Here is a 20131-nt window from a genome sequence, read left to right on the forward strand (position 1 = left end):
GATGGCACCTCCCCCTCCCCCGCCCCCGTCGCACGAGGCCGAGCTTCCTGCCGGGCGGCAGAGCGACCTGCTGGGGAAGCAGATCGCGGGCTACCTGGTGGAGAGCGAGATCGGCCGCGGCGGCATGGCCGTCGTGTACCGCGCCAAGGATCTGCGGCTGGACCGCACGGTCGCCCTGAAGCTGCTCGCACCGGAACTGGCGCGCAACGACACCTTCCGGCAGCGGTTCACGCACGAGTCGCGCGTGGCCGCCGCGATCGACCACCCGCACATCGTGCCGGTCTTCGAGGCGGGCGAAACGGACGGGCTGCTCTACATCGCGATGCGTTTCGTCGCGGGACAGGATCTGCGGGTCCTGATCGACCGCCGGGGCCCGCTGCCTGTCACCACCGCGGTGCGGATCGCCTCGCAGGTGGCATCGGCGCTCGACGCCGCCCACGATCACGACCTGGTCCACCGCGACGTCAAACCGGGCAACATCCTCGTCGCCGCGGGCACGGACAGCGACCACCCGGAGCATGTGTACCTCACGGACTTCGGGCTGACGAAGAAGTCGCTGTCTCTGACCGGGTTCACGACCGTGGGCCAGTTCGTCGGCACGCTCGACTATGTGGCGCCTGAACAGATTTCGGGGCGCCCGGTGGACGGCCGGTGCGACGTCTACAGCCTGGCCTGTGTCGTCCAGGAAACGCTGACCGGCGCCCCGCCCTTCCGGCGGGACGACGACATGGCACTGCTCTGGGCGCACCAGTACGATCCCCCGCCGCCGCTGAGCGAGGAGCGCCCCGGTCTCCCGGCCGCGCTGGACGGCGTACTGGCGAAGGCCCTCGCCAAGAGCCCGGACGACCGTTACGACTCCTGCCTGCAGTTCGTCGCGGCTCTGCGCGCCGCGGCTGCGGGCGTCGGCCCGGACACCCATCCGCCGACCCGGGTGGACGGCGGCCCGGCCCCCTGGCCGGGCCCGGTCGAACCACCTCCGGCGCCGCCCCGCTGGGCCCTGCCGGTCTTCCGCTAGCCGGCGCTGTCGTCGGGGGTGTCCTTGGGTGCGCCCTTGGGGGTGTCCGCCTCACCACGGCGGTGGACCCGCGAGGCGAGCAGACCGGCGAGGAAGCCGGTGACCGCGCCCCAGAGGAGCGCGATGCCGAGCGCCGACCACAGGCGCGGACGCAGGAGCACTTCGCCGCCGAGCCCTCCGCCCACGTCTCCGAGGCCCAGGAGCGAGAGGCCCAGATGCGCGGAGACCTGCGCGACGAGGCAGACGAAGAGCACCGTGAGGGCAAGCGCCACCGCCATGTGCACGGCGTGCTGCCAGGCGCGTGTCCTGGCCGGTGAGCGGATGGCCATGAGGAAGGCGGCGGCGAGGACCGCTGCCGCCGCGACGACGACGAGCCACCACGCGCGGCCGTCCTGTTCGGCGAGCGTCCGGACGTCGAGCGTCGAGATGTCCGGCGTACGGAGCACCGAGTCGAGCACCTGGGGCATCGGCAGTCCGAACGGGCCGTCGACCTTGCCCTCCCAGGAGGCACCGAGCCCCAGGGTGAACGCGAGCCACACCAGATTCGGCAGCCCCAGCAGGATCACCGCGAACGTCTCGGCGGGGTGTCCTTTCGTCACCACGACGACGAGTCCGACGACCGCGCCCAGCACCACGTATCCGAGCAGCAGCACCACCATGGCGTGGGCCGCGGGCCGCACCGGCTCCTGGAAGCGCAGCAGCCGGGCGGGGAGCGGGGCGCCGCGCGAGACCAGCAGGGCCATCAGGAGGACACCCACGAGCCAGAGCAGGCCGAAGATCAGGCTGAGCGCGATATCGGCCCGGAATCCGACCTCTGGGGTGGCGTCGAGTGCTTCGACGAGGCCGCCCGTGGGGTCCTCGACCGGGAGGGTGAAGGTCTGCCGGGCCAGGAGGCAGAGGGCGAGGAGTGCCAGGAGCCACAGCACCGCGACCCGGGCGGCCCAGTCGCCCAGCTCCCGGATGCCGGCGACGGCACGGTGGCGCAGCGGCCGGAGGAATCCCGCGCCGACGGCGAGGGCGCCGACGAGCGTCACCGACAGCGGCAGCACCGAGAGGTCCGCGTTCGTCTCGGCGATGGCCCCGGCGTCGCCTGCCACCGCCACGGATCCGCCGGCGGCCATCACGACGACGGCCGCGACCACGCGGGGGAAGGAACCGCCGGGGAGTTCACCCGCACCGGCGGCCCACAGGCCGAGCGCGGCGACGACGATCATGGCGATCATCCCGGCGAGCACGGCCACGAGGGCGTCGGCCCAGCCGTGTACGGGGCGGGGCGCTTCGTTCCTGCCGTTGCTTCGCGGGCTGTTCACGGTGCCACGCTAAGCAGGACGCGGGCACTCCGCCTCTGGTGTGGGCCGACCGCGTCCGCTTGCGGGCCGTCGGGGTACGAGGCAGACAATGAGGTCCATAAGAACGCTATTGGGACTGGTTCCTGACCTTGGGAAGAAGAGCCCGTGAGTGAGCAATCGCAATCGTCCGGCCGCCCGACAGGACCCCCTTCCGGCCCGCTGTCGGAGCCGTCGCAGCCGGGTCCGACCCCGCCGCCGCAGACACCGACCGGTCCGCCGCCGGGCCCGCCCAGCGGCGGCGAGCTGGGGGCACCCGGCTCCACTGGCGGCTACGGGGGCGGCGGTGGCTCCGGCGGCGGTGGCCAGGGCGGTTCCGGTGGTGGTGGCGGCGGTCAGCCGTCCGGCGGCGGTGGCCAGGGCGGTTCCGGTCCCGACCGGGCCTGGTGGCGCTCGGCTCCCCGCGTCGCCGTCATCACGCTGGCGATCGTCGCGGCCGTCGTGCTCACCGTCGTCCTGACCCGCCCCGACGGGGGTACGAAGGCGGGCGGCGAGGTGTTCCTCGAGGCGGCGGGCTCCTCGGGCGAGGACCCGTTCACCGAGTCGACGGCCACGAAGGAGGAGGCGCCCGCGACACCGACGGCCGTACCGAGCGCCACGGCCTCCTCCAATGGCCCTCGCACGGTCAAGGGTTCGGCGCCCGGGCTGTACGGCGGCACGCGCAACACCGCCAGTTGCGACGTGGAGAAGCAGATCAGCGCGCTCTCCGCCGCACCGGACAAGAACCGGGCCTTCGCCTCGGCCCTGCGGATCGAGCCCTCCACGGTTCCGGGCTATCTGCGCTCGCTCACCCCGGTCCAGTTGCAGACGGACACCTGGGTGACCAACCACGGCTACAAGGACGGCTCCCCCCGCCCGTACCAGGCGGTGCTGCAAGCCGGAACGGCCGTCCTGGTCGACGACCGAGGAGTGCCCCGGGTGCGGTGCGCCTGCGGCAATCCGCTGCTTCCGCCGGTCGCCCAGCAGAGCACCCCGAAGGTGAAGGGCACCTCCTGGCCCGGCTACCGGTCCTCGGACATCGTCAGGGTGACGCCCTCCACCACGGTGGTGAACGTGTTCGTCATGATCGACCCCGAGTCCGGGGACTGGTTCGCCCGCGAGTCCGGCGACACCGGGAAGGACGACAAGAAGACCGAGCCGCCGGACACCACGTCGTCTTCGCCGTGCCCGCCGCGCGACGGGGAGTCCGGGAAACCGGAGTCCGGACCGCGCTCCGGGAATCCCGACAGCCCCTGCCCGTCGGACTCCGATTCTCCCTCCGAGTCGCCGCCGTCGGACACGCCGTCCTCGGACGAACCGTCCTCCGACGCCCCGTCCTCGCCTTCCACGGAGCAGCCGCCGTCGGAGGAACCCTCGCCCGAGCCCCCGCCCTCCTCCGAACCGCCCCCGCCGCCGGCGTCACCGGGGTCGCTTCCGCCGGCCGGCTCCCTCCCCTCACCGCGCGCCTGACCGTCAGGGGCCGCCGGGCACCGAGACGTTGCCTCCCCGGGCCTCCTTGTGCGCGGTCCGCGCACCCGTCACCGCCGTTCCGGCGGTACGAGCGGCGAGGTGCAGGGAGTGCAGGGCCACCATCAGGAATCCGATGTCGTCGAGGTAGACGGGGTCCGGCAGCAGGTCGACGGGTGACACCGTGTAGATCACGGCGGCCCAGACGAGCGCCTTGTTGCGGAGGGGGATTCCCGCGTCGAGCAGCAGCTTCCTGGCCCGGAGCACCCGTACCAGGAGAACGGCGGCGATGCCCATGGTGAGCAGCACGAGGACTGCCGCGAGGATGAGCCAGGCTTTGGTGTCCATGCCTCATCCTGTACCCGCCGGGCGCGCGGACCACCGCCCGGGGCCGCCTTCGGCCGCGTCAGCCCGGTGAGCGGCGCAGGGCGAGGAGGGCCTGGTCGTCCTGGGGCCGGCCGCCGGAGTGGCGTCGCACGTCGCGGATCAGCATCTCCAGAACCTGCGCCGGTGTGGACTCCTCGCCGGACCGGGCGCGGTGGCGCAGCAGGAGGGGCATGCGCATCGCGGGGTCGTAGAAGACGCCCTCGGTGTCCCTGGATTCGGTGACGCCGTCGGTGTAGCAGAGCAGGGTCGCGCCGGGCGGGAACGGGAACGTGTCGACCGGTGCGGGCCAGTGGTCCAGTGCGCCGATCGCCAGCGGGGGCGCTTCCTGCGACGGTTCGAGGAGGGTGGCCGTGCCCTGCGCGTCGATGAGGAGGGGCGGCGGGTGGCCACGGTTGATGATGCGTACGGCACTGAGGTCGGTGGCGAACTCCGCGATCAGGGCGGTGGTGAAACCCTCCTCGTGTTCGACGCCGCCCCGTCGGCCGCCCTCGCGCAGCAGTGCCTGTTCCAGCGAGCGCACCAGTTCCGGTAGATCCTCGGCCTGGTCGGCTGCGTACCGGAACGCTCCGAGATCGACGCAGACCGCGCTGACGGCGCCCAGGCCCTTGCCCCGCACGTCACCGACGAAGACGCGGGTGCCGTACGGGGTGTCCTGTACGACATAGAGGTCGCCGCCGATCATGGCCTCGTCCTCGGCCGGCACGTACCGGGCGGCGATGTGCAGGTCCCCGAGCCGCGCGGGTGGTCTGGGCAGCACGGCGCCCTGGGCGATGGCCGCGACGCGCAGGGCGCGCCGGGTGCGGCCGGCCTGGCTTGCGAGCGTGCGGTTGATGAAAACGGCCAGCAGGGTTACGGCCAGAAGGGTGAGCTGGTTCGCCAGACCGCGGTGCCAGCCGAAGGTGCCGTCCACCCAGGCCAGACCCGCGTGCACGGCCATCGAGGCGAGGCCGGTGAGGATGATGCCGCGCAGCGAAAGGAGGGGTGCGGCGGCGACGGGCGCCGCCATGATGAGCGGGGCTGACGTCACTTCGGTCGGGGTCACCAGGTCGAGCACCACGGCCAGCACGATCACACCGGCGGGAATCCACTGGGCCTTGCTCCGCTGCACCACTCCCCCACGCTGGCCGCAACGGGCGTACGCCGCATCCCGGGGCCGTGGAGCGCTCAGGAGACGGGAAGCGGTGTGCCCGGCCGGGGCGCGGCGGCGCAGGCGGCGTCGATGCGGATGCGGTGGTTCATCACGGCGTCCGGATCGTCGACGATGTCGACGCGGACACCCGGGGTCTCCAGGATCGCCCGGTCGCCGATCTCGGGGGCGGAGACGCGCAGCAGATGCAGCGGCGGGACCCCGGTCAGCGGGTGGGGAGGATGGTCGAGCGGCACCACCTGCACGGTGACGTGCGGCTGGTGCGCGGCCTCGGCCAGTGCCTGGCGCTGCTCGTCCATCACACCCTCGTCACCGACGAGGGTGTGGAGCGCGGCGGCCGGGAGCAGGGCCCACAGCGCGGCTCCCCGGTAACCGATGCGGCGCTGCCGCTCCTGGAGCAGCTCGACGCGGCGCTGCCGCAGGGCCGCGTCTCCCATCGGGTCCAGCGCACGGTCCAGGGCCTCGGCGTAGGCGGGGGTGCGCAGCAGTTCGGGTACGAGAGCGGGGTGCCAGGTCCGCACGAGGCCGGCCGAGGACTCCATGCCGATGACGTCCTGCTGCCAGGGTTCCATCGCGTCGCGCCACTGGTGCCACCAGCCGGGAAGGCTCGCGGCGCCGAGGCCCGCGATGACCGGCTCGGCCTCGGCGGCCGGGACCCCGTAACAGTCGAGGAGCAGGCGGACCTGGCGTGCGTCCAGTCCGGTCTCGGCGCGCTCGATGCGTCGTACGGTCGCCGGGTGGGCGTCCAGCGCCCGCGCAGCGGCGCTCAGGCTCACGCCCGCCCGTTCGCGCAGCAGCCGGAGACGGGCCGCGAGGACGCGATGCTCCACGGTGGGACCGGACCGGGGTCTCATGCTCGTACCTTCCTCCATGGCCCCAGCACGGAGCGTGGCACATTCTGTCGCTTGCAAAGTATGCCCTTTGCACCGAGAGTACATACATGTCGGAAATAGACACGTGCACGCCACGAGCCCCCGAGGACGCGGGTGGCAGGCGCGCACACAACTGGTGGATACCCCGCGTCCCCCACGGTGTGCCGGAGTCACGGCGCCGCGTGCAGGAGGCGATGCGGGACTGGGGTGAACCCAGCGACCGGATCGAAGCCGCGGCCCTGGTCGTGACCGAACTGGTCGCCAACGCCGTCCAGCACACCAGCAGCCGCCGGATCCGCTGCCGGCTGCTGCGTTCGCACAGCGGGGTCCGCATCTGCGTGTGGAACCGCGGCAGGGGCCGCATCCCGTCCCCCACCCCACCGGGGGACCTGGCAACCACCCCGGAGACGCTGCCGGAGGACGGCAGAGGTCTCCTGCTCGTGGACGCCCTGGCCGCCCGCTGGGGTACGAGCGCAGGGCTCACGGGCCGCCTGGTCTGGGCCGATATATAGCGGATATATAAGGGAACGGGCTCCGCCCTACGCGGGCGCGGTCCGGCACTCCGGGTGGCCCCAGCCGTTCGGGTTCTTCGCGATCATGTCCTTCGCCGCGTAGGACTTCCCGCAGTGGCACCGTCCCGCGAACTTCGCCCGGATCGTTCCGGTGCGCCCGGTGCGCGCCGCGCCCTTCGCGCCCGTCGCCGCCCCACTGTCGGCACGCACCTTCGTGGAACGGGTGGGTGCGGGCACGGGAAGATCGGCGCTGCCGTGCGCCGTCCCCGCCGCCTGCTGGGTCACGGCGGCCTCACTGGCGGCCTGGTCGGCGAGTGCGTTGAGCGGGTCACCGTCCACCTGGTGGGCGGGAACGTATCGGAAGGTCACGCTCCGCCCGCTGAGCAGGGCGTCGATGCGGGTCACCAGGTCCTGGTTGGCGACGGGCTTGCCGCCCGAGGTCTTCCAGCCGTTGCGCTTCCAGCCCGGCAGCCACTTCGTCACCGCGTTCATCGCGTACTGCGAATCCATGCGGACCTCGGCGGGCACGGCCGGATCGGTGGATTCCAGCAGCTCCGCAAGGGCGGTGAGCTCGGCGACGTTGTTGGTGGCGGTACCGAGCGGCCCGGCCTCCCAGCGCAGCGGCCGTCCCTGCGCGTCGGCCACGACCCATGCCCAGGCGGCAGGCCCCGGATTCCCCTTCGACGCCCCGTCACACGCGGCGATGATGCACTCGTCCATACCCTTGATCATGCCAGTCCCGCAGGGGTGCGATTCCGCCGGTCAGTTCGCCGGGATCGCGCGGCGGGACCAGCCGAGCAGGATCACCGAGCAGACCGCCGCGAAGGCGCACCAGGTGGAGACGAACTCCAGGCGCCACAGTGCCGCACAGATCACCGCACCGATCCCGACGAGCACCCCCAGCGCCTTGAGCCAACGGTCGCCCGACAGCAGCAGCGAGCCGACCGTGGCCAGCAGATAGCCCGCGATCACCAGCTCCGCGTGCGGCAGGTCGAGGACGTAGCCGAGGGTATGGCCGCGGATCTCGGCCGTCACGGGCCGGGTGACCAGGCCGTACGAGAGGTACGCGGCCGTCAGCACTCCGACCGCCAGCGGCAGTGCAAGCCGGGTGCGTACGCGGGCCGGGGCCGCGCAGAGGACTCCCGCAGGCACCCACAGCGCCAGCAGCGGGAGGGCGATCACCGCCCAGGCGACGGTGGCGGGACCCGTACCGCCACCGGAGCTCCACACCACGGACTCGACGATCTGGTGGGCGCCGAGCAGCAACGGGAGTGCGGCGAGCGGCAGATCACGGGCGCGGCGGGAAACCACCACACTGGTCACACCGATCGCCACGATGCCGGTGCCGGCCACCAGATCGGCCGTCGCGCTCCAGCACATGTCTCACTCCGGCCGGGAATCGGGTGAACCGGAGCGCCCCGGCGGGTGTGATCACCGGCCGGGGCGCTCAGGGTCGAACAGGGTGACGCGTGGAACGGATCAGAGCTGACCGGAGGCGGAGACGGCGATCTCGGCCTTGGTCTGGCCGCTGCGCGAGCCGTACGACTCGATCGTGCGGACCAGCTCCATGCTCGCGTCGTCGGCGACCTCGCCGAAGACGACGTGCTTGCCGTCGAGCCACGGCGTCACCACGGTGGTGATGAAGAACTGCGAACCGTTGCTGTTCGGGCCCGCGTTGGCCATCGAAAGCAGGCCCGGCTTGGTGTGCTTGAGCGTGAAGTTCTCGTCCGCGAACTTCTCGCCGTAGATGCTCTTGCCGCCGGTGCCGTTCTGGCGGGTGAAGTCGCCGCCCTGGAGCATGAAGTCCGGGATGACACGGTGGAACGGCGAGCCGGCGTAGCCGAATCCCTGTTCGCCCGTGGACAGCGCACGGAAGTTCTCAACCGTCTTGGGCGCGACGTCGTCGAAGAGGTTGAAGACGATCCGCCCGGCGGGCTTGCCGTCAATGGTGATGTCGAAGTAGGTCTTGATTGTCATGAAGCCATCCTGACATTCCCCGGCACCTCCGGATGCACGGCACCCCCTGCCGGTGCGTCGCGGACCGTCCGGTCGGCGGTTTCCCGAAGCGGTTGACCTCAACCTTGCTTCAGGTCCTAGCGTTCAGTCTGCACACCCCGGGGCCGTACGGCCGACGGGTACCGCGTCGCCTACATATCCCGGAGAGACCCTCATGAGCATGGAAATGACCGCGTGGTCGTCACTGCACAGCGCGATGAACGCACAGGACGACCGTCGGCCCTTCTCCCGGAAGACGCTGCGCCGCATCGCCTCGTTCGCCCATCCGCACAGACGGCAGATCTACCGGTTCCTGGCGCTCAGCGTGATCACCGCCCTCCTGGCGGTCGCCACACCCGTACTGGCCGGGCAGGTCGTCGACGCGATCATCCAGGGCCGGGACACCGGCGTGGTGACCCGGATCGCGGCTCTCATCGCGGTCATCGCCGTGGCCGAGGCGGGGCTCGGACTGCTCACCCGGTGGCTGTCGGCCGGACTCGGTGAGGGGCTGATCCTCGATCTGCGTACGGCGGTCTTCGACCATGTGCAGCGGATGCCGGTCGCCTTCTTCACCCGGACCCGGACCGGTGCGCTCGTCAGCCGGCTCAACAACGACGTCATCGGCGCGCAGCGGGCCTTCAGCAATACGCTCTCCGGCGTCGTCTCCAACCTCGTCACCCTGCTGCTGACGCTCGCCGTCATGCTCAGCATCTCCTGGCAGATCACGCTGCTCGCCCTGGTCCTGCTGCCGGTGTTCGTCGTCCCGGCCCGCAGGATGGGCTCCAGGATGGCGGCGCTCCAGCGCGAGGCCGCGCACCACAACGCGGCCATGGGCACGCAGATGACGGAGCGCTTCTCCGCACCGGGCGCGACCCTCGTGAAGCTCTTCGGACGCCCCGCCGACGAGTCGGCGGAGTTCGCCGCACGTGCCGGCCGGGTGCGTGACATCGGTGTCCGTACGGCCATGGCCCAGTCCACCTTCATCACGGCCCTGACCCTGGTCTCGGCCCTGGCGCTCGCCCTGGTCTACGGACTCGGCGGGTACTACGCCCTGCGCGGGAGTCTCGACCCGGGCGCGATCGTCGCCCTCGCGCTGCTGCTCACCCGTCTCTACGCACCCCTGACCGCGCTGGCCGGGGCCCGCGTCGAGGTGATGAGCGCCCTCGTCAGCTTCGAGCGGGTCTTCGAGATCCTGGACCTGAAGCCGCTGATCGCCGAGAAGCCCGATGCCCGCCGGGTGCCGGAAGGCCCGGTGTCCGTCGAGTTCGACGGGGTCTCCTTCGGCTACCCGTCCGCAGACAAGGTCTCCCTCGCCTCGCTCGAGGACGTCGCGACGCTCGACGGACGCGAGGGTACGGAGGTCCTGCACGACGTGTCCTTCCGCGCCGAGCCCGGCCGGATGGTGGCCCTGGTCGGTTCCTCCGGAGCGGGCAAGTCGACGATCGCGCAGCTGCTGCCCCGGCTGTACGACACCGATGCCGGTTCCGTACGGCTGAACGGCATCGACGTACGCGACCTCACCGGCGACTCGATCCGCGAAACCCTCGGCATGGTCACCCAGGACGGCCACCTCTTCCACGAGTCCGTGCGCGCCAACCTGCTGCTCGCCCGGCCGGACGCCACCGAGGACGACATCTGGGACGCCCTGCGCCGCTCCCGCCTCGACGGCCTGGTCGCCTCGCTGCCCGAGGGTCTTGACACGGTCGTCGGCGAACGCGGCTACCGGCTCTCCGGAGGCGAACGGCAGCGGCTGACCATCGCCCGGCTGCTCCTGGCCCGCCAGCGGGTCGTCATCCTCGACGAGGCGACCGCCCATCTCGACTCCACCTCCGAAGCGGCCGTGCAGGAGGCCCTCGGCGAGGCGCTGGAGGGCCGGACCGCCGTGGTGATCGCCCACCGGCTCTCCACGGTGCGGGCCGCCGATCTGATCCTGGTCGTCGAGGAGGGCCGGATCGTGGAACGCGGGACGCACACCGAACTGCTGGCCGCCGGGGGCAGGTACGAGGAGCTGTACCGCACCCAGTTCGAGCGCCCCGAAACGGAGGAGCAGGCGCAGCCCGTCAGCTGAGCCGTCCGCCGAGCCGCCCGCCAAGTCACGCCGGGTCCCGCCCCGTATGTCCGCGCCTTCGCTGTGCGGACGGGGCGGGACTCGGCGAAGCTGATTGCAGGCCCCGGTCCTGGGGCGTCCTCGGAGGTGCTGATGGATCCGGTGAGCGCACTGCGTCGGATCGCGTTCCTGCTGGAGCGCTCGCAGGCCGAGACGTACCGGGTGAGGGCGTTCCGCAGGGCGGCCGAGGCGATCGCGGCGATCCCGGAGGACGACGTGGCCACGCTGGTGGCCCATGGGTCGCTGGAGTCGGTGGACGGGATCGGGCCGAAGACGGCCCAGGTGATCCGGGAGGCACAGGGCGGATCCGTTCCGCAGTACCTCGACCGGCTGGAGACGGAGACCGCGGGACCGCTCGCGGAGGGCGGCGAAGAGCTCCGCGCACTGCTGCGGGGCGACTGCCATATGCACTCGGACTGGTCGGACGGCGGAAGCCCGATCGAGGAGATGGGCCGTGCGGCGCGGGAGCTGGGCCACGACTGGGCGGTCCTGACCGATCACTCACCCCGGCTGACCGTGGCCAACGGACTGTCGCCCGAGCGGCTGCGCCGGCAACTCGCCGAGGTGGCCGGACTCAATGAGCGGTGGGCGCCGTTCCGGCTGCTCACGGGCATCGAGTGCGACATCCTGCCGGACGGCTCCCTCGACCAGGAGCCGGAGCTGCTGGAGCAGTTGGACGTGGTGGTCGCGTCCGTCCACTCCAAGCTGCGGATGAACGCGGGTGCGATGACCCGGCGGCTGGTCGCGGCGGTCCGCAACCCGCATACGGACATCCTCGGGCACTGCACGGGACGCCTGCTGTCCGGCCGCCGGCGTCCGGAGTCGGAGTTCGACGCGGACCAGGTCTTCGCCGCGTGCGCGGAGGCCGGGACCGCGGTGGAGATCAACAGCCGGCCCGAACGGCTCGACCCGCCCCGGCGCCTGCTGAGGCAGGCCGTCGAGGCGGGTGTCCTGTTCTCGGTCGACACCGACGCGCACGCCCCTGGCCAGCTCGAATGGCAGATCTACGGCTGCGCGCGAGCGGAGGAGTGCGGGGTGCCGGCGGAACGTGTCGTCACGTCGTGGAGCGCGGACCGGCTGCTGGAGTGGACCGGCGGATCATGAGATCTATTCGATGACGAGCTCGACTTCGATGTTGCCGCGGGTGGCCTTGGAGTAGGGGCAGTAGGCGTGGGTGGCGTCGACCAGCTTGCGGCCGGTCTCGCCCTCAAGGGCCTCGGGCAGCTCCACCCGCATGACGACGGCGAGGCCGAAGCCCGTGTCGTCCTTCCCGATCGAGACCTCGGCCGTCACGGCGACGTCCTTGGTGTCCACCTTCATCTCCCGGCCGACCGATGCCATCGCACTGGCGAAACAGGCGGCGTACCCGGCGGCGAACAGCTGCTCGGGGTTGGTGCCCTTGCCGTTACCGCCGAGCGCGGGCGGCAGTGCCAGGGCCAGGTCGATCTGACCGTCCGAGCTCACGGCCCGGCCCTCCCGGCCGTTGGCGGTGGCGGCAGCGGTGTAGAGCGCGTTCATGAAAATGACCTTCTCTCCTGTCGCGGTGACCGGCCCGGTCACCCCTCGCATCAAACAGTTGCACACAATTCAATTGTGCACAACTGAATCGGGCGCAAGGAGATACTCTGGTTCCATGACGCCCTCGCCGACCTCCGCCCCCGACCCGCCCCTTCCGCCCGGACTGCCGGACGCGGAACTGCTGCGCCTGGATCATCAGGTCTGCTTCTCGCTGCACGCCGCCTCCCGCGCCTTCGGCGGGGTGTACCGGGAGGCACTGAAGGACCTGGGCCTGACCTATCCGCAGTACCTGGTCATGATGGTGCTGTGGGAACACGGACCGCAGCAGGTGAAGACGATCGGCGAGCGCCTCCATCTCGACTCCGGGACCCTGTCCCCGCTGCTCAAGAGGCTGGAGTCGGCCGGTCTCGTCACTCGCGGACGAAGCGCGCAGGACGAACGCTCCGTGACCGTCCGGCTCACGGACGCCGGCGCCGGGCTGCGGGAGCGGGCACTGCCGGTCCCTCGCAGAATCCTCGACGCCACCGGTCTTTCGGTACGGGAGATCGTCGCCCTGCAAGAGGTCCTCGGGCGGCTCACCTCGGCACTCGACGGCTGAACGCCACCGCCGGAGGCGGTGGCGTTCGGAGCGGTCGGCCGCGGTCAGACGGCCTTCGCGAGCGCCGTGAACTCCTCGTCGGTGAGGGTGACGGCAGCGGCGGCGGTGTTCTCCTCGACGTGGGCGACGCGGGACGTGCCGGGGATCGGCAGCATGACCGGCGAGCGGCGCAGCAGCCAGGCCAGCGCGAGCTGGGACGGGCTCGCACCGCGCTCCTTCGCGGCGGCGTCGAGCGGGCCACCGGGGCGGGCGAGTTCGCCGGTGGCGATCGGGAACCACGGGATGAACGCGATGTTCTCGCGCTCGGCGTACTCCAGGACATCCTCGGCGCGGCGGTTGGCGAGGTTGTACAGGTTCTGTACGGAGACGATGTCCGCGATCTTCCGTGCCTCCTGGAGCTGGCGCACGGTGACCTCGGAGACCCCGATGTGGCGGATCTTGCCCTCCTGCTGGAGCAGGACGAGCTCGCCCAGCTGGTCGGCGAGCGGCACGGCCGCGTCGATGCGGTGCAGCTGGTAGAGGTCGATGCGCTCGAGACCGAGGTGACGCAGGCTCAGTTCGGCCTGCTGGCGCAGGTATTCGGGCCTGCCGACGGGACGCCAGTCGCCGGGTCCGCAGCGGGTGTAGCCGCCCTTGGTCGCGATGACCAGGTCGTCGGCGTACGGGTGCAGGGCCTCGCGGATCAGCCGCTCGCTGACGAAGGGGCCGTAGGAGTCGGCGGTGTCTATGAAGGTGACCCCCAGCTCGACGGCGCGGCGCAGGACGCGCACGGCCTCGGCGGGGTCCTTGGGCTCGCCCCAGATTCCGGGGCCCGTGAGCTGCATCGCGCCGTATCCGAGGCGGTTGACGGGCAGATCCCCGCCGATGGCGAAGGTGCCCGAGGCTTCGGCGGGACGGGACGGGTGCGGAGCGTTCATGCGAAAGGTCCTTCCGGACAGGAGGCGGACGGGTGGGACGGCTGCGCTCGACGGTAGTCGGACGAGCGCAGCCGGACCGCCGGAACCGGGGGCTGAAACCGGTCAATGCCGGGGCGCATATGGAGCGTTGACCACCCGGGAGCCCGTCCGGAGGCTCAGCCCAGCTTCTTGAGCAGCTCGGCCGCGAGCGGGGCCGACGAGGCCGGGTTCTGGCCGGTGACCAGGTTGCGGTCGACGATCACGTACGGGGCCCACGGCTCGCCCTCCTGGAAGTCCGCGCCGAACTCGACGAGGCGGTCCTGGAGCAGCCACTTCGCCCTGTCCGCCAGACCGGCCTGGGTCTCTTCCTCGTTGGTGAAGCCGGTCAGCCGGTAGCCGGCGAACGGGTTGGTGCCGTCCTCCTTCCGTGCGGCGAGCAGTGCCGCCGGGGCGTGGCAGACGACGCCGAGGGGCTTGCCGGAATCGAGCGCCCGGGTCAGCAGACCGCCGGAGACCGCGTCCACGGCGAGGTCCTCCATGGGGCCGTGACCGCCCGGGTAGAAGACCGCGGCGTAGTCGTCCAGGTCCACGTCCCGCAGCGCGATCGGGTGCCGGAGTTCGGTGAAGGACGCGAGGACACCGGCGATCCGGTCCGCGCCCTCCTGGCCTCCGTTGAACTCGGGGGCCAGGCTGCCCCGGTCCACGGTCGGTACGGTGCCGCCGGGGGTGGCGACGACGATCTCGTACCCCGCGGCCTTGAACGCCTCGTACGGGGCGGCGGCCTCCTCGGCCCAGAAGCCCGTGGGGTGCTTCGTGCCGTCCGCCAGGGTCCAGTGGTCCGCGCCGGTGACTACGAACAGAATCTTCGACATTTCGCTCTTCTCCGAGGGATGGGCCCGACCGGGCCCGGCGGGAAGTTCCCACCAAGGAACATCAAACAGGACATAGACCGCCGGTCGCCGGAAGCCCAAAGCCGCCGTACAACCCTTATGCCTCCAGCGCGGTCAAACTGGACGCCAGGAAGGAACGGGCCCTTTCCGGCCACCCCCGCACTCGCCCGGTCATCCTTCGTCCAGAGGAGCCGCTCGTGCGCACTCGACGTTCGGCCGCAGTTGCCGCGGCCTCATTTCTCCTGCTGGCGGGCGCGGTCATCGCCGCTCCCTCCGCCTACGCCGGAACCTCCGGCGCGACCCACGCAAGCGACCGCAACAGCGATTTCAACGACGACGGCTACGAGGACGTGCTCATCGGCGCGCCGGGCGGAACCGTCAACGGAAAGAAGGGCGCGGGGTACGTCACCGTGCAGTACGGCTCGTCGTCCGGGATCGGCACGAAGCGCTCCGCGGTCTTCAGCCAGTCCACCACCGGCGTGGCCGGCGCGGCCGAGGCGGGCGACGGCTTCGGCCGCGTCGTGGCCACCGGCGACCTCAACGGCGACGGGTACGACGACGCGATCGTCGGCATCCCGGGCGAGGACATCGGGACAGGGGTGGACGCGGGCGGCGTAGCCGTCCTGTGGGGCGGTTCGACCGGCCTGTACGGGGCGAACAGCGCCTGGCTGGAGAACGAGGAGCCCGTGGCCCACGAGAAGTTCGGCAGCGCCCTGGCCGCGGGCCATTTCAGCCCCGACAGCCCTGGTGACCAACTGGCGGTCCTCGACCGTGACTTCGTACAGCTGTTCATGTACGACACCTCCCCGCGGTTGCAGTCCGCGCCCCTGGAGCGCACCTCGCGCAGCCGCCTCTCCGCGGTCGCGGAGGAACGCGACATCCGGCCCAGGTCCCTGACCACGGGCGACTACGACAACAACGGCCTCGCCGATCTGATCGTCTCGGGCGTCACGGCGGGCGATGAGCCCGGCCACGGCTGGTCGTCCTTCTTCTCCGGCCAGGTCCAGGGACTCGTGTACGAGCGCGATATGCGCGGCGGCCCGGTCGCGGCGTCCGGCGACATCAACCGGGACGGCTACGACGACCTCGTGACGGGCGAGCCGAAGAGCCCCGACGACGGTGGCGAGACGATGACCGGCGGTCTGGTCGGCGTCTACTACGGCAGCGCCGACGGGCCGCTCGGCGTCGACGGCGCGGACAGTCCGCCGCAGTGGTGGACGCAGGGCACGGCCGGTGTCCCCGGGGCGCCCGAGCGCGGTGACGGCTGGGGCACGGACCTCTCCGTCGCGGACACGAACGGCGACGGTTACGCGGACGTGGCGATCGGCGCGTCCGGCGAGGACATCGGCACGGTCGCGGACGCGGGCGCCGTGTGGGTGCTGCGCGGCGCGGCGGGCGGACTCACGGCTACCGGCGTCAGGTCGTGGGACCAGAACTCCACGAACGTGCCCGGTTCCGCGGAGAAGGCCGACCGCTGGGGCGGCCAGGTCAGGCTGACCGACCCGAACAGTGACGGCCGCTCCGGTCTGCTGGCCTCCGCGCCGGGCGAGAACACCAACGACGGGGTCGTGTGGGTGCTCTCGGCCGGAGCGGGCGGGATCACGGCCGGCGGTTCGTGGACGTACGGCGGCGGCTCGCTCGGCGCTCCGGCGACGGACGCGGCGTACGGGGCCTCGATCGACGAGTAGTGACGCGTAGTCAGGGGGCACGCGGGCGTAGTCCCGCGGGCCCCCTGCTCTGCCGCAGGTGTGGCCCCTGTGCCGATGCCGTGCGGGCACCGCTCACGGCACGGTGGTCGGGTGATCGAAGCCAATGAACTGACGAAGCGGTACGGCGCCACCACCGCCGTCGACGGCCTGAGTTTCACCGTCCGCCCCGGCCATGTCACCGGGTTCCTGGGTCCGAACGGCGCCGGCAAGTCGACCACGCTGCGGATGATCCTCGGCCTGGACGACCCGAGCGGCGGCACCGTCACCGTGGACGGGCATGCGTTCCGGGGGCGTGCGCGCGGGCTGGGGTACGTCGGAGCGCTGCTCGACGCCCATGACGTGCACGGCGGACGCAGCGCACGGGCGCATCTCTCGGCGCTGGCGCACAGCAACGGGCTGCCTCGGCGCCGGGTGGACGAGGTCCTGGAGGAGGTGGGGCTGACGACCGCTGCCGGGCGCCGCATCGCGGGGTTCTCGCTGGGGATGAAGCAGCGGCTCGGCATCGCCGCGGCGCTGCTCGGTGACCCGCCCGTCCTGCTGTTCGACGAACCGCTCAACGGGCTGGACCCGGAGGGTGTGCTGTGGGTGCGCGGCCTCTTCCGGCGGCTGGCCGCGGAGGGCCGTACGGTGCTGGTCTCCAGCCATCTGATGGGCGAGATGGAACACACCGCCCAGGAGCTGGTCGTCATCGGCCGGGGCGAACTGATCGCCGCGGAGAGCCTGTCGGCGTTCGCGGCCCGCGGCACCCGGCTGAGCGTGACCGTCCGTACGCCCGCCGCCGACCGGCTGACATCCGTCCTCACCGAGGAGGGCGCGGCCGTCCGCCGCGAGGACGACGGCTCGTGCACGGTGACCGGCCTGGGCGCCGACCGCATCGGGGAGCTGGCCTTCCGCCACCGGGTCCTGCTGCACGAACTCGCCCCACGGGCGGCCTCCCTGGAAGAGGCGTTCATGGGACTCACCGCCGACAGTGTCGAATACAGCGCGGGAGAGGCCCGATGACCGCACAGACGGTGTCCGGGCCGAAGGCGTACGCGCCCGCCCTCCACTCCCCCGCCCGGTTCCGCGACCTCCTCACCGCCGAGTGGATCAAACTGTGGTCGCTGCGCTCCACCTACTGGGTTCTCGGTATCGGCTCCCTGGCCGTCATCGGGATCAATGCGAACTCCGCCCTGTCCAACGCCGACCGGCTGGCGCACCAGCCCGAACTGCCGCCCGCGCCGCCGCCCGGATTCCCCGCAAAGCCCGCGATGCTGTTCGATCCCATGTCTGCCGCCTTTGTCGACCCGGCCTGGCAGCTCCTCATGGTCATCGCCGGGACCTTCGGCGCTCTCGTGGTCTCCGGCGACTACACGACCGGGCTGATCCGCACCACCTTCGCCGCCGTCCCCGCACGGCGTGCGGTGATGGCGGCGAAGGCGGTGCTCCTGGCGGCGGTCATGCTCGTCCTCGGGACGGTTGTCGCGGGTACCTCGTTCGGTGTGACCCAGGCGATCCTCCAGGACCATCACGGCATGTCCATCGGCTCACCGGGGGCACTGCGGGCCGTCGCCGCCTCCGCGCTGCTCGCCCCCGTGTGCGCCCTGGTCGGTATGGCCTTCGGCGCCCTCGTCCGGCACGCCGCGGGCAGTGTCGCCGCGGTCGTCGGCGTACTCCTGCTCCTGCCGGCACTCTTCCGGGGCGATACGTACCGGTGGGTCACGGAGATCGGCAACGCGATGCCGCTCACCGCGTGGGAGGCCCTCGTACGGAATCCGGCGCGCGACCACATCGTGGAGAAGTACCCGGTGACGGTCGCCGAGGCGTGGATCGTGTTCGGGGCGTGGTCCCTGGTCGCGGTGGTCGTCGCCGTGACCGTCGTACACCGCCGGGACGTGTAAGCGGTTGGCCGGACAAGCTCGATAATCCAGCCGTCCCGTCAGAAGCGTTCCGCGTGCTCCGCCGCCCACTGTGCGAACGTGCGCGGCGGGCGGCCGGTCAGCCGCTCGACGGTGTCGACGACGGTCCTGGAGTCCTCGTCGGCAGCGGCGTACCAGCCGACGACATACTCGGCGTCCGCCCGGGACACACCGGTGGCCGTCAGTCTGTCGATAGCCTGTTCGTGCGTGATCGGGACGAAGGCGATGTCGCGGCGGACGGCCCGGGACAGGATGGCGAGCCGTTCGCTCGTGGTCAGCGATTCGGGTCCGGTGATGTTGTAGGCACGCCCCGCGTGGCCCTCGTCGAGCAGCGCGACGGCCGCGACCGCCGCGATGTCGGCCTCGTGGACGATCGCGCTCGGAAAGTCGTACGGCTCGCGCACGATTCCCTCGGCCCGGATCGATTCGGTCCAGGTCAGTGTGTTGGACATGAACTCCTGCGGTTCCAGGCGCGTCCACTCCACCCCGGAGTCCGCCACGGCCTGTTCCACCGGCCCCACGCCGCCACCCCACAGCACGGTGATGCGCCGCACTCCCGCGCCGACGGCCCGTTTCACCAACTCGGGCCCGACCTCGGCGAGTCCCGCCGTCACCGTGATGTGCAGACGGCTGACGCCGTCGAGGGCGGCGTCCAGACCCTCCGGCGCCGTGTGCGTACCGGCCACCACCTCCACCTCCGCGGGGAACGTTCCCGCCGCCGCGACCGGATCGCGCGTCAGTGCCCGGACACGCTCTCCTCGGCGGACCAGCTCTGCCACCACGTGCCTGCCGGTGTTCCCGGTGGCACCCGTAACCAATGTCGTCACGATTGACTCCCTCTCGTCACCCGCGACCCTAAAAGCTCAACTCGACTTGAGGTCAAGACGATCGCCGGACCGCTGTGCCGACCGCGACGGTGTTGGCGGTGACGACGACGGCGATGGCCAGCCAGGAGGACAGCGCGAGGTGCTGGCCGAGGACGAGCACGCCGACCAGTGCGGCGAACACCGGGTTGACGCTCATGAAGATCCCGAAGAAGCCTGCGGGGATCCGGCGCAGCGCGAGCAGATCGGCCAGGAACGGCACGGCGGAGGAGAGGACGCCCGCCGCCAGGGCGCACAGCAGCGCGCCCGCCGTGGGCGGGTGGAGCCACAGCGCGACGGCGCCGACCGGCAGGTAGAGCAGGCCGGAGACGCCCGCGGCGGCGGCCGACCCCTCGATCCCGGGCAGGCGTTCGCCCACGGTGCGGTTGAGCAGGATGTAGCAGCCCCAGCAGACGGCGGCCAGGAGGGCGAGGCCGATGCCGGCGTAGTCGGTGCTGGGCTGCGGCCGGGCCAGGACCATGACCGCCGCCGCTGCCGCGAGGGCACAGAAGAGATCGATACGGCGGCGGGAGCCCGCCAGCGCCACGGCGAGGGGGCCGAGGAACTCCAGGGTGACCGCGAGTCCGAGGCCGATCCGGTCGATCGCCGTGTAGAGCGACAGGTTCATGACCGCGAAGACCGCGGCGAGGCCCAGCACAGGACGCCACTGGGCGGCGGTGAACGCGCGCAGCCGGGGACGGCCGGCGCCCAGCAGAACGGCGGCGGCCACCCACTGACGTACCGCCACCACGCCGACCGGCCCGAGCACCGGGAAGGCGAGCGCGCCGACGGACGCCCCGACCTGGTTGGACAGACCGCTGCCCACCATCAGCGCCGTCCCGGACCACCGGGCGGGTGTCCGGGGCAACATCCGGTCCGCGGTGGCCGTCGTCCCTGCGTGCATGTCGTCTGCCATCGCACGACCATCCGCC

General features: G+C 71.7%; 21 protein-coding genes. 9 read left to right on the forward strand and 12 right to left on the reverse strand.

The features are described 5' to 3' along the window. Position 1: 1 nt before the first annotated feature. Positions 2 to 1015: a serine/threonine-protein kinase gene (locus ACWGO0_RS04260; RefSeq protein WP_453527701.1), complete on the forward strand. Its 1014-nt coding sequence runs from the start codon at positions 2 to 4 to the stop codon at positions 1013 to 1015. Here ACWGO0_RS04260 and ACWGO0_RS04265 read toward each other — a convergent pair. Then, positions 1012 to 2325, reverse strand: a complete 1314-nt coding sequence (locus ACWGO0_RS04265) for a streptophobe family protein (protein ID WP_453527703.1) — start codon at positions 2323 to 2325, stop codon at positions 1012 to 1014. The genes ACWGO0_RS04260 and ACWGO0_RS04265 overlap by 4 nt on opposite strands. A gap of 144 nt (positions 2326 to 2469) precedes the next feature. On the opposite strand from ACWGO0_RS04265, the gene ACWGO0_RS04270 reads away from it, so the two are divergent. Beyond that, the gene (locus ACWGO0_RS04270; RefSeq protein WP_453527706.1) at positions 2470 to 3810 is read left to right on the forward strand and encodes a DUF6777 domain-containing protein; all 1341 of its coding nucleotides are present in this window, start codon (positions 2470 to 2472) and stop codon (positions 3808 to 3810) included. Between the two features lie 3 nt (positions 3811 to 3813). Here the strand turns inward: ACWGO0_RS04270 and ACWGO0_RS04275 are convergent, their stop codons facing one another. The 3 genes from ACWGO0_RS04275 to ACWGO0_RS04285 are packed head-to-tail and all read right to left on the reverse strand — an operon-like array spanning position 3814 to position 6195. Further along, positions 3814 to 4155: a YkvA family protein gene (locus tag ACWGO0_RS04275; RefSeq protein ID WP_453527709.1), complete on the reverse strand. Its 342-nt coding sequence runs from the start codon at positions 4153 to 4155 to the stop codon at positions 3814 to 3816. 58 nt (positions 4156 to 4213) lie between these two features. Beyond that, positions 4214 to 5305 carry a PP2C family protein-serine/threonine phosphatase gene (locus ACWGO0_RS04280; protein ID WP_453527712.1) on the reverse strand — a complete coding sequence of 364 codons (1092 nt, stop codon included), beginning with the start codon at positions 5303 to 5305 and terminating at the stop codon, positions 4214 to 4216. 53 nt (positions 5306 to 5358) lie between these two features. Beyond that, positions 5359 to 6195: a Scr1 family TA system antitoxin-like transcriptional regulator gene (locus tag ACWGO0_RS04285; RefSeq protein ID WP_453527715.1), complete on the reverse strand. Its 837-nt coding sequence runs from the start codon at positions 6193 to 6195 to the stop codon at positions 5359 to 5361. 179 nt (positions 6196 to 6374) lie between these two features. Between ACWGO0_RS04285 and ACWGO0_RS04290 the strand changes: the two genes are divergently transcribed. Continuing rightward, positions 6375 to 6725 carry an ATP-binding protein gene (locus ACWGO0_RS04290; RefSeq protein WP_453528113.1) on the forward strand — a complete coding sequence of 117 codons (351 nt, stop codon included), beginning with the start codon at positions 6375 to 6377 and terminating at the stop codon, positions 6723 to 6725. 27 nt (positions 6726 to 6752) lie between these two features. On the opposite strand, the gene ACWGO0_RS04295 is transcribed toward ACWGO0_RS04290, so the two are convergent. From ACWGO0_RS04295 to ACWGO0_RS04305, 3 genes are all read right to left on the reverse strand, one after another. Further along, a complete protein-coding gene (locus tag ACWGO0_RS04295; RefSeq protein WP_453527718.1) occupies positions 6753 to 7445 on the reverse strand; it encodes a ribonuclease H family protein in 693 nt (230 codons plus the stop codon). Positions 7446 to 7487: 42 nt separating this feature from the next. Further along, positions 7488 to 8105, reverse strand: coding sequence for a DUF6629 family protein (locus ACWGO0_RS04300; protein WP_453527721.1), 618 nt, complete (start codon positions 8103 to 8105; stop codon positions 7488 to 7490). Between the two features lie 99 nt (positions 8106 to 8204). Continuing rightward, on the reverse strand, positions 8205 to 8702 hold the full coding sequence (locus ACWGO0_RS04305) for a peptidylprolyl isomerase (protein WP_453527723.1): 498 nt from the start codon (positions 8700 to 8702) through the stop codon (positions 8205 to 8207). Positions 8703 to 8895: 193 nt separating this feature from the next. On the opposite strand from ACWGO0_RS04305, the gene ACWGO0_RS04310 reads away from it, so the two are divergent. Both ACWGO0_RS04310 and ACWGO0_RS04315 read left to right on the forward strand, forming a co-directional pair. Then, complete coding sequence (locus ACWGO0_RS04310) at positions 8896 to 10788, forward strand: ABC transporter ATP-binding protein (protein WP_453527726.1); 1893 nt, start codon at positions 8896 to 8898, stop codon at positions 10786 to 10788. Positions 10789 to 10920: 132 nt separating this feature from the next. Beyond that, positions 10921 to 11931 carry a PHP domain-containing protein gene (locus tag ACWGO0_RS04315; RefSeq protein WP_453527729.1) on the forward strand — a complete coding sequence of 337 codons (1011 nt, stop codon included), beginning with the start codon at positions 10921 to 10923 and terminating at the stop codon, positions 11929 to 11931. Positions 11932 to 11934: 3 nt separating this feature from the next. On the opposite strand, the gene ACWGO0_RS04320 is transcribed toward ACWGO0_RS04315, so the two are convergent. Beyond that, entirely contained in the window at positions 11935 to 12345 is a 411-nt protein-coding gene (locus tag ACWGO0_RS04320) for an organic hydroperoxide resistance protein (RefSeq protein ID WP_453527732.1), read from the reverse strand. 115 nt (positions 12346 to 12460) lie between these two features. On the opposite strand from ACWGO0_RS04320, the gene ACWGO0_RS04325 reads away from it, so the two are divergent. Continuing rightward, positions 12461 to 12943, forward strand: a complete 483-nt coding sequence (locus ACWGO0_RS04325; RefSeq protein WP_453527735.1) for a MarR family winged helix-turn-helix transcriptional regulator — start codon at positions 12461 to 12463, stop codon at positions 12941 to 12943. Positions 12944 to 12987: 44 nt separating this feature from the next. On the opposite strand, the gene ACWGO0_RS04330 is transcribed toward ACWGO0_RS04325, so the two are convergent. Next, the gene (locus ACWGO0_RS04330; RefSeq protein ID WP_453527738.1) at positions 12988 to 13860 is read right to left on the reverse strand and encodes an aldo/keto reductase; all 873 of its coding nucleotides are present in this window, start codon (positions 13858 to 13860) and stop codon (positions 12988 to 12990) included. 155 nt (positions 13861 to 14015) lie between these two features. Further along, positions 14016 to 14711, reverse strand: coding sequence for a type 1 glutamine amidotransferase domain-containing protein (locus ACWGO0_RS04335; RefSeq protein ID WP_453527741.1), 696 nt, complete (start codon positions 14709 to 14711; stop codon positions 14016 to 14018). A 215-nt stretch (positions 14712 to 14926) separates the two neighbouring features. Here ACWGO0_RS04335 and ACWGO0_RS04340 point away from each other — a divergent pair, with 215 nt between their 5' ends. The 3 genes from ACWGO0_RS04340 to ACWGO0_RS04350 all read left to right on the forward strand — a co-directional run bounded on the left by ACWGO0_RS04340 (position 14927) and on the right by ACWGO0_RS04350 (position 18318). Beyond that, positions 14927 to 16417: an esterase gene (locus tag ACWGO0_RS04340; protein WP_453527744.1), complete on the forward strand. Its 1491-nt coding sequence runs from the start codon at positions 14927 to 14929 to the stop codon at positions 16415 to 16417. A 111-nt stretch (positions 16418 to 16528) separates the two neighbouring features. Beyond that, on the forward strand, positions 16529 to 17440 hold the full coding sequence (locus tag ACWGO0_RS04345; protein ID WP_453527747.1) for an ATP-binding cassette domain-containing protein: 912 nt from the start codon (positions 16529 to 16531) through the stop codon (positions 17438 to 17440). Beyond that, positions 17437 to 18318 carry an ABC transporter permease gene (locus tag ACWGO0_RS04350; RefSeq protein ID WP_453527750.1) on the forward strand — a complete coding sequence of 294 codons (882 nt, stop codon included), beginning with the start codon at positions 17437 to 17439 and terminating at the stop codon, positions 18316 to 18318. The genes ACWGO0_RS04345 and ACWGO0_RS04350 overlap by 4 nt, the downstream gene beginning before the upstream one ends. Positions 18319 to 18356: 38 nt before the next feature. Here ACWGO0_RS04350 and ACWGO0_RS04355 read toward each other — a convergent pair whose 3' ends face one another. Both ACWGO0_RS04355 and ACWGO0_RS04360 read right to left on the reverse strand, forming a co-directional pair. Further along, positions 18357 to 19163 (reverse strand): NmrA family NAD(P)-binding protein, encoded by an 807-nt coding sequence (locus ACWGO0_RS04355; RefSeq protein ID WP_453527753.1) that lies wholly within the window; start codon positions 19161 to 19163, stop codon positions 18357 to 18359. Between the two features lie 52 nt (positions 19164 to 19215). Further along, the gene (locus ACWGO0_RS04360) at positions 19216 to 20070 is read right to left on the reverse strand and encodes an EamA family transporter (RefSeq protein ID WP_453528116.1); all 855 of its coding nucleotides are present in this window, start codon (positions 20068 to 20070) and stop codon (positions 19216 to 19218) included. Positions 20071 to 20131 lie beyond the last annotated feature (61 nt).

This window comes from Streptomyces sp. NPDC055749 (genome assembly GCF_053617235.1).